Source organism: Microbacterium sp. HM-570, from assembly GCF_054165885.1.
Genome location: NZ_CM135111.1, coordinates 3155304 through 3169967 on the forward strand (window position 1 = coordinate 3155304; position 14664 = coordinate 3169967).

The 14664-nt window shown below is 68.5% G+C and carries 15 protein-coding genes; 7 read left to right on the plus strand and 8 right to left on the minus strand.

Annotated elements, in window-relative coordinates; genetic code table 11:
- The first annotated feature begins 6 nt into the window (after nt 1-6).
- On the plus strand, nt 7-1305 hold the full coding sequence (gene efeB / locus ACT9TC_RS15045) for an iron uptake transporter deferrochelatase/peroxidase subunit (RefSeq protein ID WP_458042950.1): 1299 nt from the start codon (nt 7-9) through the stop codon (nt 1303-1305).
- Nucleotides 1306-1312: 7 nt separating this feature from the next.
- On the opposite strand, the gene ACT9TC_RS15050 is transcribed toward efeB, so the two are convergent.
- The gene (locus tag ACT9TC_RS15050; protein WP_458041261.1) at nt 1313-2491 is read right to left on the minus strand and encodes an acyltransferase family protein; all 1179 of its coding nucleotides are present in this window, start codon (nt 2489-2491) and stop codon (nt 1313-1315) included.
- Between the two features lie 82 nt (nt 2492-2573).
- Between ACT9TC_RS15050 and ACT9TC_RS15055 the strand changes: the two genes are divergently transcribed.
- From ACT9TC_RS15055 to ACT9TC_RS15065, 3 genes are all read left to right on the plus strand, one after another.
- Nucleotides 2574-3461: an alpha/beta fold hydrolase gene (locus tag ACT9TC_RS15055; RefSeq protein WP_458041262.1), complete on the plus strand. Its 888-nt coding sequence runs from the start codon at nt 2574-2576 to the stop codon at nt 3459-3461.
- A 184-nt stretch (nt 3462-3645) separates the two neighbouring features.
- The gene (locus ACT9TC_RS15060) at nt 3646-4821 is read left to right on the plus strand and encodes an LLM class flavin-dependent oxidoreductase (protein WP_458042951.1); all 1176 of its coding nucleotides are present in this window, start codon (nt 3646-3648) and stop codon (nt 4819-4821) included.
- Nucleotide 4822: 1 nt separating this feature from the next.
- Nucleotides 4823-5467, plus strand: a complete 645-nt coding sequence (locus tag ACT9TC_RS15065) for an FMN reductase (protein WP_458041263.1) — start codon at nt 4823-4825, stop codon at nt 5465-5467.
- 262 nt (nt 5468-5729) lie between these two features.
- Here the strand turns inward: ACT9TC_RS15065 and ACT9TC_RS15070 are convergent, their stop codons facing one another.
- The gene (locus ACT9TC_RS15070; protein WP_458041264.1) at nt 5730-6326 is read right to left on the minus strand and encodes a DedA family protein; all 597 of its coding nucleotides are present in this window, start codon (nt 6324-6326) and stop codon (nt 5730-5732) included.
- 180 nt (nt 6327-6506) lie between these two features.
- On the opposite strand from ACT9TC_RS15070, the gene ACT9TC_RS15075 reads away from it, so the two are divergent.
- Nucleotides 6507-8534, plus strand: coding sequence for a GDSL-type esterase/lipase family protein (locus ACT9TC_RS15075; protein ID WP_458041265.1), 2028 nt, complete (start codon nt 6507-6509; stop codon nt 8532-8534).
- A 7-nt stretch (nt 8535-8541) separates the two neighbouring features.
- Here the strand turns inward: ACT9TC_RS15075 and ACT9TC_RS15080 are convergent, their stop codons facing one another.
- Entirely contained in the window at nt 8542-9261 is a 720-nt protein-coding gene (locus ACT9TC_RS15080) for a response regulator (RefSeq protein ID WP_458041266.1), read from the minus strand.
- A complete protein-coding gene (locus ACT9TC_RS15085; protein ID WP_458041267.1) occupies nt 9258-10538 on the minus strand; it encodes an ATP-binding protein in 1281 nt (426 codons plus the stop codon). The genes ACT9TC_RS15080 and ACT9TC_RS15085 overlap by 4 nt, the downstream gene beginning before the upstream one ends.
- 234 nt (nt 10539-10772) lie before the next feature.
- Here ACT9TC_RS15085 and ACT9TC_RS15090 point away from each other — a divergent pair, with 234 nt between their 5' ends.
- Entirely contained in the window at nt 10773-12206 is a 1434-nt protein-coding gene (locus tag ACT9TC_RS15090; protein WP_458042952.1) for a cation:dicarboxylate symporter family transporter, read from the plus strand.
- Between the two features lie 60 nt (nt 12207-12266).
- On the opposite strand, the gene ACT9TC_RS15095 is transcribed toward ACT9TC_RS15090, so the two are convergent.
- On the minus strand, nt 12267-12773 hold the full coding sequence (locus ACT9TC_RS15095) for a helix-turn-helix domain-containing protein (protein WP_458041268.1): 507 nt from the start codon (nt 12771-12773) through the stop codon (nt 12267-12269).
- Nucleotides 12774-12961: 188 nt separating this feature from the next.
- Here ACT9TC_RS15095 and ACT9TC_RS15100 point away from each other — a divergent pair, with 188 nt between their 5' ends.
- Entirely contained in the window at nt 12962-13657 is a 696-nt protein-coding gene (locus ACT9TC_RS15100; RefSeq protein WP_458041269.1) for an alpha/beta hydrolase, read from the plus strand.
- Nucleotides 13658-13704: 47 nt separating this feature from the next.
- Here ACT9TC_RS15100 and ACT9TC_RS15105 read toward each other — a convergent pair whose 3' ends face one another.
- From ACT9TC_RS15105 to ACT9TC_RS15115, 3 genes are read right to left on the minus strand one after another with little or no spacing between them, the layout of a single operon-like run.
- Nucleotides 13705-13869: a hypothetical protein gene (locus ACT9TC_RS15105; RefSeq protein ID WP_458041270.1), complete on the minus strand. Its 165-nt coding sequence runs from the start codon at nt 13867-13869 to the stop codon at nt 13705-13707.
- 2 nt (nt 13870-13871) lie between these two features.
- Nucleotides 13872-14129 (minus strand): hypothetical protein, encoded by a 258-nt coding sequence (locus ACT9TC_RS15110; RefSeq protein WP_458041271.1) that lies wholly within the window; start codon nt 14127-14129, stop codon nt 13872-13874.
- A gap of 13 nt (nt 14130-14142) precedes the next feature.
- Nucleotides 14143-14328, minus strand: a complete 186-nt coding sequence (locus tag ACT9TC_RS15115; protein ID WP_396642084.1) for a DUF5302 domain-containing protein — start codon at nt 14326-14328, stop codon at nt 14143-14145.
- Between the last annotated feature and the right edge of the window lie 336 nt (nt 14329-14664).

Here is a 14664-nt window from a genome sequence, read left to right on the forward strand (position 1 = left end):
CCCACGGTGGGTACCCCGGCATCGCCTTCCGCTGAAGAGCCCCCTCCCGGCCTGTCGCGGCGCGGCCTGCTCGGTCTGCTCGGCGCCGGCGCGGCGGGCCTCGCGGTCGGCGGCGCGGGCGGTGTCGCTGGGGGCATGGCGATCTCGAGCTCGGCCGCGACCGGGGGCAGCTCGGACGGTGTGCACGCCTTCTTCGGCCCGCATCAGGCCGGAATCGTCACGCCCGTTCAAGACCACCTGCACTTCGCCGCCTTCGACATGATGGCGCGCACCAACCGCGACGACCTGATGAGTCTCCTGCAGGACTGGTCGTACGCGGCCGCGCGGATGACGCAGGGTCTCGATGTCAGTGCGTCGGGTTCGGTCGGCGGTTCGCTCGAGGCGCCGCCGGATGACACGGGCGAGGCGCTGGGGCTCCCCGCGAGCTCGCTCACCATCACCATCGGGGTGGGTCCGAGTCTGTTCCAGAACGCCGCCGGCGACCGCTACGGCATCGCCTCGCGGCGGCCGGCGGGACTCGAACGGCTGCCGGCATTCCTCGGCGACGACCTCGACCCGGCGCTCAGCGACGGGGACCTCTGCATTCAAGCGTGCGCAGACGACCCGCAGGTGGCCGTCCACGCGATCCGCAACCTCAGCCGCATCGCCTTCGGGCGTGCCCGTATCCGCTGGTCACAGCTCGGTTTCGGCCGCACCTCGATGACCACGACTTCGCAGGCGACGCCACGGAACCTCTTCGGCTTCAAGGACGGCACGGCCAACATCCTCGCCGACGACACGACCGGACTGGACGAGCACGTCTGGGTCTCGGCATCGGACGAACCGGTCTGGATGACGGGTGGCTCCTACTTGGTGGCACGGAAGATCGCGATGATCATCGAGTCGTGGGACCGCGTGCGCCTCTCGGAGCAGCAGCGCATCATCGGGCGTTCCAAGGGCGAAGGGGCGCCGCTCTCGGGCGGCGGCGAGTTCACCGAACCCGACTTCGGGGCGAAGGATGCTTCGGGCCGGGCCGCTATCGACGTCGCGAGCCACGTGCGGCTGGCGCATCCGCAGCTCAACGACGGCGTCCGGATCCTGCGTCGCGGATACAACTTCGTCGACGGCAACAACGATCTCGGGCGTCTTGACGCCGGCCTGTTCTTTCTGTCGTACCAGCGCTCGCCCGAGCAGTACGTCACGATCCAGCGGGCACTGTCGACCGACGCGATGAACGAGTACGTCCGCCACGTTCGGTCGGGTATCTGGGCCATCCCGCCCGGAGCGGACCAGGCATCCTTCGTCGGTGCTGGCCTGTTCGCTTGAGTTCTCGCTAGCGCGGTGGTTTCGAGTCTGTCGGGGGCCGTCGGGAGCCGGTGGGGTCGGACCGCCGTCCCTCGCGTCCCGCGAGTCGGGGATCCGCGAACAACCACCCGGCCCGCGGCTCGACAAGGGGGCGGAAGATACACCGCACCGGCTTGGTCGCGAGACCGAGGGCGATCACCACCGAGGCGACGATGACGATGGGCAGCCACAGCCACGTCGGTTCGAGGTTGCGCAAAACCCCTGACTCGCGGAAGGGGTAGAGCACGAACGAGTGCAGCAGGTAGACGTACATCGTGTATTGGCCGAAGTGTGTCCACCAGGTGTTCCGGCGCGGTACCAGCACGAGGAACGCCATGCTCAAGATGAGCGCCACGATCATGAGCGCCAGCCGTACGCCGCCGGCCCACCACTGGGTTCCGCCGAGATCGGCGTACGCGTCGTCATAGAACAGCCAGGTCCGCAGGTTCATCTGCTCCCAGGCATCGACGAAGAACCACGCCACGAAGGCGGCCACGGCCAGGGCCCCGACCGCCGCGACCACGACGAGCGGCGATCGCGAACGCAACAGTCGCAGCCGGTCGACGATGTCGTGCTCGCGCAGCCACCAGCCGAGGGTGAAGAACGGCAGCAGGCCGAGCGTGCGGGACAGCGAGAAGGTCGAGTCGATGTTCGGCAGGTACCCGGCGCCGATCGAGATGAGCACGGTCCACAGCAGCGGCCAGCGCAGCAGGGCCAGATACGGCAGTACGAGACGGAAGATGCCGAGCGCGAGCAAGAACCAGAGTGTCCACGAGGGCTGACTGAGGTCGGGCGAGCCGTCGCCCTCCACGATCCACTTCGTCAGCGTCCAAAGCCCCTCGAAGATCACGTAGGGGAGCAGGATGTCGGTGATGACGCGAGCCATCTGCCGATGAGACGGGGTGCCGGCCTTCGAGAAATATCCCGAGATGATCGCGAACGCCGGCATGTGGAACGCGTAGACGACGAGGTACAGTGCGAGCGCGATATCGGAATCGTAGGTGAGTCGCTGCACGGAGTGGCCGAGGACGACGAGCACGATGCAGGCGAAACGCGCGTTGTCCCAGAAGGGGACGCGTTTCGACGCGCCCGATGTGCGGGGCCTGGCGGTCGCGCCGGTGCTGGCGCCACCGTCGGCGCCGGAGGGGCGTTCGCTCGCGTCGCTCATGGGCGAGCCCACACTACCCTGGCGGGGCGCACACACGGAGGGGGTTGCATCCCGGTATTCTTCGCGTCGAAGTGAGGTGTTTATGACCGTGATCGACGACGCACCCGGCCGGGACCGCGCGATCCCCGACCTCGATTGGCGTGTCTTCCCGGACGGTACGGTTCGCGACGTTCTAGAGGCACCGAGCGGTTCGCTCGCCCGGGTGCGGCTCGGGCCCGACGATGGCACCCGGGTGCTTCTGCTCCCGGGTGTGACGGGGTCGAAAGAGGACTTCGTTCTGATGTTCCCTCTGTTCGCGGCCGCGGGCTACCGGGTCGAGTCGCTCGACCTCGCTGGCCAATACGAGTCGTGGCAGGCGGGTCCGGCGAATCTGCACCCACCCCGCAGCCGGTACGACTATCGACTCTTCGCAGACGACATGATCGCTGCGCTCGAGGATGGCGCGGGTCCCGTGAACGTCCTGGGGTACAGTTTCGCGGGTCTCGTTGCCCAGCAGGTGCTCGTCGAGCGTCCCGACCTGTTTGCGAGCCTGACGCTGTTGTCGACCCCGCCCGGTTCGGGACAGGTGTTCCGCGGCGTCAAGCGCATCGGTCGCTGGAGCGCCGGGGCGTCCCCGCGGACGGGCGCGGCACTGCTGATGTGGGGAATTCGGAACAACCTCAACCGTGTGCCGCCGCGACGTATCGCTTTCGTGCGCGAGCGGTTCGCCCTGACGCGGCGCGACAGCGTGAACGACATCGTCGGACTCATGATGACGACGCCGGATGTCTCGGCGGATGTCGCTGCGCAGCCCATCCCGAAGCTGGTGGCAGTGGGGGATCACGACCTCTGGCCGAGCGTCGAGTACGCCGACTATGCGCGCGCGATCGGGGCGGAGTTGCGCCTCTATCCGACCGGCCACAGCCCTTGCGAGACGACGCCGCACCAGCTCACCCGCGACATGCTCGCGATTTTCGACTCCGCGCGCTGACGCGGGCCCCGGACATCCGTGCCGCCGCGCTCGCGACACCGCGGGAATAACCTGGGCGTACGCGCGTTACACGAGATACATTCACTTGAATAAATGCGTGAGCGAGATCCCAGACCGAGATCCCGAACGCAGAGGGAGAAAGATCGTGGACGACATCACCACAGCACCCGCCGCCGGACAGGCCGTGCAGTTCGGCATCTTCACGGTGAGCGACATCACCGAAGACCCGACCACCGGTAAGACGCCGAGCGAGGCGGAGAAGATCCGCAACACGATTGCGATCGCCAAGCACGCCGAAGAGGTAGGACTCGACGTCTTCGCCCTCGGCGAGCACCACAACCCGCCGTTCTGGTCGTCGTCGCCCACGACGACCCTCGGCTATATCGCCGCGCAGACCGAGCGCCTGCTGCTCTCGACTGCGACGACGCTCATCACGACGAACGACCCGGTGAAGATCGCGGAAGACTACGCGATGCTCCAGCACCTCGCGGGCGGTCGTGTTGACCTGACCCTCGGGCGCGGCAACACCGGGCCCGTCTATCCCTGGTTCGGTCAGGACATCCGTCAGGGCGTTCCCCTCGCGATCGAGAACTACGCCCTGCTGCACCAGCTGTGGCGCGAGGACGTCGTCGACTGGGAGGGACGCTTCCGCACGCCCTTGCAGGGCTTCACCTCGACGCCGCGCCCGCTCGATGACGTGCCCCCGTTCGTCTGGCACGGATCGATCCGCACGCCCGAGATCGCCGAGCAGGCGGCCTACTACGGCGACGGATTCTTCGCCAACAACATCTTCTGGCCGGCGGAGCACTACCAGCGCCTGATCGGCCTCTACCGCCAGCGCTTCGAGCACTACGGTCACGGCACCGCGGCGCAGGCGATCGTCGGCCTCGGCGGTCAGGTGTTCATGCGCGCGAACTCGCAGGACGCGGTGCGGGAGTTCCGTCCGTACTTCGACAACGCGCCGGTGTACGGCCACGGCCCGAGCCTCGAGGACTTCTCGGAGATGACCCCGCTGACGGTCGGCTCGCCTCAGCAGGTCATCGACCGTTACGCGGGGATGCGCGATCTGTTCGGCGACTATCAGCGCCAGCTGTTCCTCATCGATCACGCGGGACTGCCCGTGAAGACCGTGCTCGAGCAGCTCGACATCCTGGGCGGCGAGGTCGTGCCCGTGCTGCGGAAGGAGCTCGCGAAGAACCGTCCCGCCGAGGTCCCGGATGCGCCGACCCATGCCGCTCGCGTCGCGCTCGCCGCAGCGGGTGGCCTGCCGGTGGCGGGTGGGAAGCTCGCCGCGCAGAAGTCCGAGCCGGTCGTTGCCGGATCCTCTTTCGGTACCGCCGCGACGCGCCGGGGAGCCTGACATGACCGCCCGTCGGATCGCGGTCGTGACGGCGGGGCTCTCGAACCCCTCCACGACCCGCCTGCTCGGTGACCGCCTCGCTTCGGCGACCGTTCGCGAGCTCGCGGCGCGGGGAATCGAGGCCACGGTCGACGCAATCGAGCTGCGCGATTATGCACACGACATCACCAACAATCTGCTGACGGGGTTCGCCCCGCCCGCGCTCGAGGCGGCCATCAACACCGTGGTCTCTTCGGACGCGCTGATCGCGGTGACACCGATCTTCTCGACCAGCTACTCGGGCCTGTTCAAGTCGTTCATCGACGTGCTCGACCCGGACGCGCTGACCGGAAAGCCTGTGCTGATCGGGGCGAATGCGGGCACCCCGCGGCACTCGCTCGCGATCGACTACGCCATCCGTCCTCTGTTCGCGTACCTGCACGCGGACGCCATCTCGACAGGCGTGTTCGCCGCGTCGAGCGACTGGGGAGCGCAGGGCGACGGCGTCGCCTCACTCGGTGACCGCATCGACAAGGCGGCCCGCGAGCTGGCATACACCATCGCCCGCCGCGACACCGCGGAGTCGGCCGACCCGTTCGACCCCGCGAACTACCTCGGCGAGGGCCGCTCGTTCGGCCACCTGCTGGGAGGCCTCGCGGGGGAGTAGCCCCGCGCATGCGCTGCTCATCACGGCGGCCTCGCGGCGAGTGCGCCGCTTGTTGTCGAGTGCGCCCTCTGTACCCCGTGTACAGGGGGCGCACTCGCGTCTACCCGGCGCGCTCGGTGGGTGACGTTTGGCACCGAGTGCACGGCTCGTGTGCGAGTGCACGGCTTACATACCGCGCACAACCCGTGCACTCGTGCGGACGTCGTGCACTCGCGGAAGCCGCTCACTCAAAGACCGAGGTTCGGATGCTTCGCCGCGCCCGTCAGGCCCGAGGTGCGCGCCGCCAGCGCGCGGCGAGTACGGCGTCGAGAGCCACGCCGAGCAGCAGCGCGACCGCGATCGAGGCCAGGATCGCCAGCACCGGCGCATTCGGCAGAAGCGTGGCGACGACCGTGCCGACGAGCGCCTGGTAGGCCGCCCATCCCAGCGCGGCGAGCGCCGCGAGCGGCAAGTACCGCGAGGCGCTCACCCCACTCGCCCCCGCAGTCAGGTTGACGGCCAGGCGGGCGAAGGGGATGAATCGCGCCGTGAAGACGATCACGGCCGTGCTGCGCGCCAGACGCGCCCGCGCCCACGTGAACGCGGCGGCGATGCGTGGCCGACGCATCCATCCCCACCGTTCGAGACCGACGCGCCGCCCGACCACGAAGCAGATGGTGTCGCCGAGGAACGCGCCCGCCGCGGCGACGCCGATGATCGTGACGAGGGGCGGGTCCCCGGTGACCACACTCAGCGCGGCGAGCGCCGTCACCGCAGTCTCGCCGGGGATCACGACGAGGAATGCGTCACCGACCACCAGGGCGAACATCGCCAGAAGCGCCCAGGGGCTCGCGGCGATCGCTGCGAGCACATCGTCCATCACCCCCTGTGGATAGCAAGGCCGTATGAACGGCGAGCGAACACGGCAAAGACCGGCCCCGCTGCGGTGCGCGACCCTGCGGCATCCGTCCGGTGACGCGGATGCGTGCGGTCGGTGAACTCTCGGTGCTCAGCCCCGTTTCGGCACATCCGGCGCCCACACCCGCGTCACCCTGGACAGGTGAGAGTCGCCCTGCTGGCGGAATCCGCCCTGCCCCACATGAACGGCGTGACCGGTTCGGTCGCGCAGGTTCTGCGTCACCTCCGCCGCGAAGGTCACGAGACTCTCGTGATCGCCCCGCACCCGGGTGGAGCGGCACCGGGCGCGCGAAAGATGCTGCCGGACTTCACGGACGCACGGACGGAGTTGCTCCGCTCGGTGCCGTTGCCGTCGTACCCCGACGTGCGCGTTGTGTTCGCGCGGACGGCGTACCTCACGAGGCTGCTGCGGGATTTCGCCCCGGATGTCGTCCACCTGGCGTCCCCGTTCGTGCTCGGCTCGCAAGGGGTCGCTGCCGCGGATGTGCTGCGGGTGCCGTCCGTCGCGATCTACCAGACGGATGTCATCGCCTACGCCGAGAAATACGGTGTCGTCGGCGCCGCACCGCTCGTCGCGCGGCACGTTGCCCGTCTGCACCGCCGTGCGACCCTGACGCTCGCTCCCTCGTCGGCGGCGATCGCACAGCTCGAGGCCCTCGGCATCGACCGTCTGCGGCCGTGGGGTCGTGGTGTCGACGCCGAACGATTCGCCCCCGAGCGCCGCAGTGAGGCCTGGCGGCAGCGGATCGCGCCGGGCGAGATCCTCGTCGGTTATGCGGGCCGGTTGGCAGCCGAGAAGCAGGTCGAAGACCTGCGCACCCTGACCGACCTGCCGGGTGTGCGGCTCGTGATCATCGGCGACGGACCCGATCGCGCGCGCCTGCGGGCAGCGCTCCCGACCGCCGTCTTCACGGGATTCCTCGACGGCCTGGATCTCGCCGAGGCTCTCGCGAGCCTCGATATCTTCGTCCACCCGGGCGAGAGTGAGACCTTCTGCCAGACCGTTCAAGAGGCGCACGCGAGCGGCATCCCGGTCGTCGCAACCGGACGCGGCGGCCCGGTCGATCTCGTCCGCAGCAGCATCGACGGGTGGCTGTACCAGCCGGGCGATCTGCGCGACCTGCGGGCGCGGGTCGCCGACCTCACGGGCGACGAGGCCAAGCGCCGCTCGTTCGGCATCGCCGCACGCGAGGGGGTTCGGCACCGAACGTGGGAAGCACTCTGCCGAGAGCTCGTCGACCGATACGACGAGGCCCGCATCCTGCGCCCGATCGACGATGCCCTGCTCGCCCGGGGCATCACGCGGCCCGAACTCCCGCCGACACCGACCGCCCCCACGGCGGCGGCGCCCGGATGGCGGCGGTACGTCGCCCTCGGTGACTCGATCACCGAGGGGCTCTGCGACGCCTCGCGCGCCCCATCCGGGCAGTACCGCGGGTGGGCGGATCGCCTGGCGCTGATGCTCGCGTCCGTGTCGGCCTCCGGGGGTGCCCGAGGCGGATCCGTCCGCTACGCCAACCTCGCGATCCGCAGCAGCCCCATGCGGGATGTGGTGGGCCGCCAGCTTCCGGCCGCGCTCGATCTGCGGCCCGACCTCGTCTCGGTGCTGATCGGCGCGAACGACCTGGTCAAGCAGGGTGCGAACCCCGTGCGCCTCGCCGCCGAGGTCGAACAGATCGTGCGGACGCTGCGCGCGACGGGTGCGGATGTGCTGCTCGCGACGCCGTTCCTGCCGCACCGTCGCGCGGCCCACATCTTCGCCCGCCGGTTCGCGCGATACAACTCGGAGCTGCGCCGCATCGCCCGCGACACCGGGGCGCTGCTGCTCGATGTCGAAGCGCTGCCGAGCGTGTCCCAGCTCGATCTCTGGGCCGAAGACGGCGTGCACCTGCGATCGGCGGGCCACCGTTTGCTCGCCTACCGCGCGGCCGATGTCCTCGGCGTTCCCGACGCTCAACAGCTTGGTCTCCTCGAGGCCGCGCTGCACGCTGACCAAGCGGCGGAAGACGAGGATGCCTCGGGCCCGAAGCGACTATGGCTGACCGCGCACGCCCTCCCGTGGGTGTGGCGGGAGCTGCGCGGCAAGACCGCCGGCGACGGTCTCTCGGCCAAGCATTCCGACTACGTCGTGCTGCCAGGTCGCGCTCGCCGCAGGACGCGCACGAGCTGAGACATCCTCACCCGCGCCAGGCGTACTCGGTCTCGGGGCGTCCCGGAGTGCCCCAGCGCGAACTGCGATCGGCACGCCCCACGTCGGCGAGGTGCTCGAGGTACCGCCGCGCGGCAACCCGCGAGAGACCCAGTGCCGCGCCGGCTTCGGCAGCAGACAGGGGGCCGCTCCCGCGGAGGGCCGCGGTTACGCGATCGAGCGTGTCGGCTGAAAGCCCCTTCGGTGGCGTCGCGGCCGCGGTCGGGTGGAGTGCCCCGAGCAGCGCGTCCACCTCGGCCTGGGTCGCCTGGCCGGATGCCTCGCGCGACCGCCGCCTAAACGCGGCGTACTGCTCCAGGCGTTCGCGGAACATCCCGAACGTGAAGGGTTTGATCAGGTACTGGGCGACACCGAGCGCCAGGGCCGTGCGAACGACCTCGGCGTCGCGGACTCCGGTGATCGCGATGATGTCGATAGGCGCACCCCGGGCGCGGATGAGGCGCGCGAGATCAAGACCGTGACCGTCCGGCATGGTCATGTCGAGCAGCACCAGGTCGATACGTGCGCCGACGGATGCCTCGAACACTGCGGCAACGGCGGCGCGGGCGCCCGCGCACTCGGCGACTACCGCGAACCCGTCGAGCTTGTCGATGTACGCGCGGTGCAGTTCGCGGGTCAGTCGTTCGTCGTCGACGATCAGCACGCCGACCGCCTCATCATCCGCCGTCGCCCTCGCGTCGCCGGTCATGACAGCCTTCCCGGCAGGACGACCCGAAAGGTGGTGGGGGAGTCACTCACGGTGATCTCGCCCCCGTTGGCTGCCACGATGTCGCGAACGAGCGCGAGGCCCACGCCGCGGCCCGACGGTCCCGCGCGCTTCGTGCTGAACCCGCGCTCAAACATGCGAGCACGCACCTCGGCAGGAATCGGGGACCCGCTATCGCTCACGCTCACCGCGACCGCCGTGCCGGACCGATCGATCCGCACGCGAACCCACCGCGGCTCGCCTCCGGCCGCAGCCGCGTCGATCGCGTTGTCGATCAGGTTGCCCACCACTGAGACGGCGTCCACCGCACCCAGCTCTGATCGCGGTGCATCGGGCTCGATGTCGACGCTCCAGCCGACACCGAGTTCGGACGCCTGCGAAGCCTTGCCGAGCAGCAGTGCCTCGACCGCCGGCTCTCCTTCTCGGAGAGGCGACATCCGGTCAACGAGTTCCTGACTCTCGCGCGTGCGCTCCGTCAGCAGCTCGATAGCCTCGGCGCCCCGGCCGAGTTCGATGAGCGCGACCGCCGTATGCATTCGATTGCCGTGCTCGTGCGCCTGTGCGCGCAGCGCCTCGCCGAGGGTCCTCACTGATTCGTAGGACGACACGGCGTCCCGCACAGCGCTCGCCGGCAGGTCGCCCGCCACGCGCCGGGTCAGCCGACGCGCGAGCCACGCGGCGACGGCGCCGATCACGACGAGCGTGGCGGTGAGCCCCAGAATCGCCGGGATGCGTCCCCACAGCTCGCCCGCAACGCTCTGCACGGTCACGCCGGCCGCGACGAGCCCGACGACCCGCCCGTCCACCATCACGGGCACGACGGCACGCACCGACGGTCCGAGAGTGCCGGTGAACTCCTCGAGCACGACCTCGCCCGCGGCGGCGTCCGCGATCGTACCGATGTAGGGCAGGCCGATCTGCGCAGGATCCGGGTGCGTCAGCCGGATGCCCTCCGGCGTCATGATCGTGACGAAGTCGATGGGGGTTTCGGCCGTGACCTCGACGGCGAGGGGTTGCAGCGCATCCGTCGCATCCGTCCCGCCCGCCGCGACCGCCTGCGCAACAGCTGGATCGCTCGCGAGCGAACGTGCCACGGCAAGGGTGAGCGTCTCGGCCTCGCGCCGCTCGTCCGCGAGCGCGACGACCACGAGGGCGATACCGATTACCGCCGCGACCGCGACCACGGCACCGAGAAAGACGAAGAAGACGCGGGATGCGGCGCTCGGCGTGCGGCGCTCGCTTCGGGGCGTGCGGGCCACCACGTCACCTCCTCATCGACGTCGACGTGACATCTCCGTCACATCTCTGGCATATGCAGTCCCATCCTGCCGCGCCGTCCGCGAATCGTGGTGCATCCTGCGCGAGACCAATACGACCGCAACCCGTTTGTCGGCCGTGGCGCGCGCACAGTACTCGCAGGAGATCGCCGAGCAATACCCAATAGGCGATCGCAACCAACGACGGTTCACCAGGAGGCAAAGATGGCTCAGGGCATCCCCAAGACGGGATCATTCACTCTCCCCAATTTCAACTGGCGCAGGGGCAAGAGGTCGTGGGACAAGCACACGTGGCTCTACGTCTCGGTCATCATCGCCGTCGTGCTGGGGGCGAGCATCGGACTGATCTGGCCCGAGGTCGGCATTGCGCTCGAGCCGATCGGCAAGGGGTTCGTGTCGCTCATCAAGATGATGATCGCGCCAATCATCTTCTGCACGATCGTCGTGGGCGTCGGGTCGATTGCCAAAGCAGCGACCGTCGGCAAGATCGGCGGGATGGCGCTTCTGTATTTCATGATCATGACGACCTTCGCTCTGGCGATCGGCCTCGTTGTCGGCAACATCATCCACCCGGGTGAGGGCCTGAACATGACGAACTCCACGTACGACGCCGACACGAGCGAGGCGAAGACGACCGAGGAGTTCATCCTCGGCATCATTCCCACCACGTTCTTCTCGGCTTTCACGGGTGAGAGCGTGCTTCAGGTACTGTTCATCGCCCTACTGGTCGGCTTCGCGCTGCAGAAGATGGGCAAGAAGGGCGAGCCCATCATGTTCGCGGTCAAGAACCTGCAGGCGCTCGTCTTCCGCATCCTCGGCATGATCCTGTGGCTCGCACCGCTCGGCGCATTCGGTGCGATCGCGGCCGTCGTCGGCAAGACCGGGTTCGCAGCCATCCTGAGTCTCGGCGTGCTGATGATCGCGTTCTACATCACGTGCGCCATCTTCGTCATCGGGATCCTCGGCACGCTGCTCTATGTTGTGGCGCGGGTCAACCTGTTCAGCCTGATGAAGTACCTCGCCCGCGAGTACCTGCTGATCGTCGGCACGTCGTCGTCCGAGTCCGCACTCCCGCGCCTGATCGCGAAGATGGAACACCTGGGCGTCTCGAAGCCCGTCGTGGGCATCACGGTGCCGACGGGGTACTCCTTCAACCTCGACGGCACGGCCATCTACCTCACGATGGCGTCGCTCTTCATCGCCGCCGGGATGGGAATGCCGATGTCGATTCCCGAACAGATCGGGCTGCTGTTGTTCATGGTCATCGCCTCGAAGGGCGCCGCGGGCGTTACGGGTGCCGGGTTGGCAACCCTCGCGGGTGGGCTGCAGGCCTACCGTCCCGACCTGGTCGACGGTGTCGGTGTGATCGTCGGCATCGACCGGTTCATGTCCGAGGGCCGCGCCGTCACGAACTTCACGGGCAACGCCGTGGCTACCGTGCTGATCGGAACGTGGGTCAAGGAGTTCGACGCGGCACGAGCGCGGCGCGTTCTCGCCGGTGATCTTCCGTTCGACGAGAGTACCCTGACGGGAACCGACCACGACGGCATGTCGAATGCCTCGGATGCCGTGGGCATCGAGGGGCTCGAAGCGGCCGCCGTCGCTGAAGATGAGCGCATCGAAACCCGCCGCGAACGCGCTGCTCGCTGAGCGAATAGTGGCGAGAGGCCCCTCGACCGGGTAGGTCGGGGGGTCTCTGCGTGCCATCGGTCAGGGTCGGAGCGACCCGGGCGTCGCGTCGAACCGGTCGCGGAAAGCGTGATGGAAGTGCGCCGTGTCGCGAAAACCGGATGCCGCAGCGATGGCTTCGATCGATAGCCCGTGCCAGGCGGGGGAGCGCAGCCGCTCGCGCGCGGCATCGAGCCGCGCCCCGAGCAACCAGTCGCGGAAGGTCTCCCCCGAGGCCCGGAAATCGTTCTGGATCGTCCTGACCGACACGTTGACGAACAGCGCATCGTCGGGCACCCGGGCGAGTGAGGCCGCATCGCGCCGCGCCTCGTGGCCCGGGGCGCGCATGCGCGACAGAATCGTCCCTTCCCAGTCGTAGGCGAGCACATCGGCGTCGAACGTGCCGGAAGACGGACGCTCAGGTCGGATGCCGAGGTACACATCGCAGAGCGCTTCGCGGAAGCTCTCGAACCGATCGGACTCGCGCTGATCCCTCGTCGTCGCGGCGAGGACAGGTACGGGATCGTCCTGCACAGACATTGCGCTCATCGCCATCGACTTTCGTTCCGTGCCAGTGCGGGCGTGGCCGCATGAACCTATCTTCATCCGTGTACGTGTGAGGCTCAAGCGGGCGCTGCCCGAACAGTGCCCGCCTGAGAACCGCGCGATCCCGACTGCGCGATCCCGACTGCACGATCCCGAATGCGCGATCCCGACGAAGATGACGGAGCGCCACGATGACCGATCGACCCACACTTCTGCTCGTCCACGGCGCCTGGCACGGCGCAGGGGCCTGGGAGCCCCTTCAGACCGAGCTTGCGTCACGGGGGTGGGATGTCCGCGCCCTCGATTTGCCGACGGTGCACGCCGACGACCCCCGCGGTCTCAACATGACGGATGATGCGGATGCGATCGCGGCCGCGATCGACGAGATCGGTGGTCCTGTAGCGGTCGTTGCCCACTCGTACGGTGGCGTGCCGACGACGCAGGGTGCGACATCCGATTCCGTCGTCCACATCGTCTACGTTGCCGCATTCGTGCTCGACGAGGGTGAGTCGCTGCTCGGTTCCGTCGGCGGAGTCGCACCCTCGTGGTGGGTCGTCGAGAGTCCGCTGGCGACCGCGGGCACCGTGGCTGAGCCCGCGGCCGGTCTGTTCTTCGGCGATGTCGACGAGGACACCGCTGCCGAAGCCGTGGGTCGGTTGAAGGCGCAGAGCAGCGCCGCGTTCAGCGACGAAGTCACCACGGTCGCCTGGCGTGAAAAGCCCACGACCTACGTCATTACGGAGCAGGACGTGATCTTCCCGCTACCCGCGCAAGAGGCCCTTGCCGCTCGTTCGGGGTCGACCGCGGTGCGGATGGACACCAGCCACTCGCCGTTCCTGTCGAAGCCTGCCGAACTGGCCGACGTCATCGACAACGCGCTCAGCTGAGTCGACGCGGTCGAGGCGTCGTGGCCGGGCTCACCCGAACGGGAGCCTCAGCCCTCGATGCCCTGCTCGTACTGCTCGAGTTCCAGCTCGAGCTGGCGGCGCAGCTCGGCGGTCTGCAGGGCCGTGAGCTCGTCGCCCGCATCGCCCGGGGCATCGCCCATGGTGACCGCGTCGCGCTCTTCGCCGGTGTTGGGTTCTCGTCGATCGGACATCGTCACTCCTCGCCGTACGGGGGCAGGTTATCGGCGCCGACCTCGGTCGAGAGCGCGGCGTCCGCCTCGCCCTCGAGGCCGGCGTCCAGGTCATCATCGAGGTTCTCGTCGTCCGTGACAGTCTCGGTATCGGCGGGCGCCTCCGGGTCGATCGCGTGCGTCGCGTGAATCACCGTTTCGGGGTCTACGGAATTCGAGAGCGCCGCGTCGCGGGCAGCCGCGTCCTCGTCAATCTCCTCGAAAGTGGGCTCGAAGACCATCGGATGCTCCTTCTCAGCCGCTCTTGCGTCGGAACTCGCGCTTGACCGAGGCGGGGCCCTGCGTCGCGTGAACGGCGGAATCACCGTTCAGGTGAGCCTCGCCCTCGCGATGCTTGGCGTTCTTCTTTTCGAGCGCCTCTTTGAATTTGCGCTTGACATCGTCGGCTGCCGCGGTGGGCGCCTTGTCGTCGGTACTCATGTTCGCCAGCCTACGCGGGCCTGCGGCGGCGGGGGAGTGCCCTCGCGTCCGGTTGGGTCCGCGCCGCACGGGCGATTCCGAAGGCCCCGCTGATAGGGTGGGTGACGATGGTGTGGCATTCGTCGTGTCATCAAACAATTTCATACGCATCGCGAACCGCGGTGCACCTGGAGCAGGCCGGCAGAAAGCTGGTCCCCTGTGGTGGTCTCCTCGTCGCGAATGCGCCGGGTGGATTTCTACTGGTGGCCAGCGCAGGCTAGATCGCGTATTGCGCGCCGCGCGCCCATATCTGCCTGTTCCTGCTTCTTCGCACACACTCGTGCGCCATACGGGCGT

Coding starts and splice junctions, on each gene's coding strand:
- ACT9TC_RS15050 (WP_458041261.1), bottom strand. CDS start 2,491: ATGAGCGACGCGAGCGAACGCCCCTCCGGCGCCGACGGTGGCGCCAGC.
- ACT9TC_RS15055 (WP_458041262.1), top strand. CDS start 2,574: ATGACCGTGATCGACGACGCACCCGGCCGGGACCGCGCGATCCCCGAC.
- ACT9TC_RS15065 (WP_458041263.1), top strand. CDS start 4,823: ATGACCGCCCGTCGGATCGCGGTCGTGACGGCGGGGCTCTCGAACCCC.
- ACT9TC_RS15070 (WP_458041264.1), bottom strand. CDS start 6,326: ATGGACGATGTGCTCGCAGCGATCGCCGCGAGCCCCTGGGCGCTTCTG.
- ACT9TC_RS15080 (WP_458041266.1), bottom strand. CDS start 9,261: ATGACCGGCGACGCGAGGGCGACGGCGGATGATGAGGCGGTCGGCGTG.
- ACT9TC_RS15095 (WP_458041268.1), bottom strand. CDS start 12,773: ATGAGCGCAATGTCTGTGCAGGACGATCCCGTACCTGTCCTCGCCGCG.
- ACT9TC_RS15100 (WP_458041269.1), top strand. CDS start 12,962: ATGACCGATCGACCCACACTTCTGCTCGTCCACGGCGCCTGGCACGGC.
- ACT9TC_RS15105 (WP_458041270.1), bottom strand. CDS start 13,869: ATGTCCGATCGACGAGAACCCAACACCGGCGAAGAGCGCGACGCGGTC.
- ACT9TC_RS15110 (WP_458041271.1), bottom strand. CDS start 14,129: ATGGTCTTCGAGCCCACTTTCGAGGAGATTGACGAGGACGCGGCTGCC.
- ACT9TC_RS15115 (WP_396642084.1), bottom strand. CDS start 14,328: ATGAGTACCGACGACAAGGCGCCCACCGCGGCAGCCGACGATGTCAAG.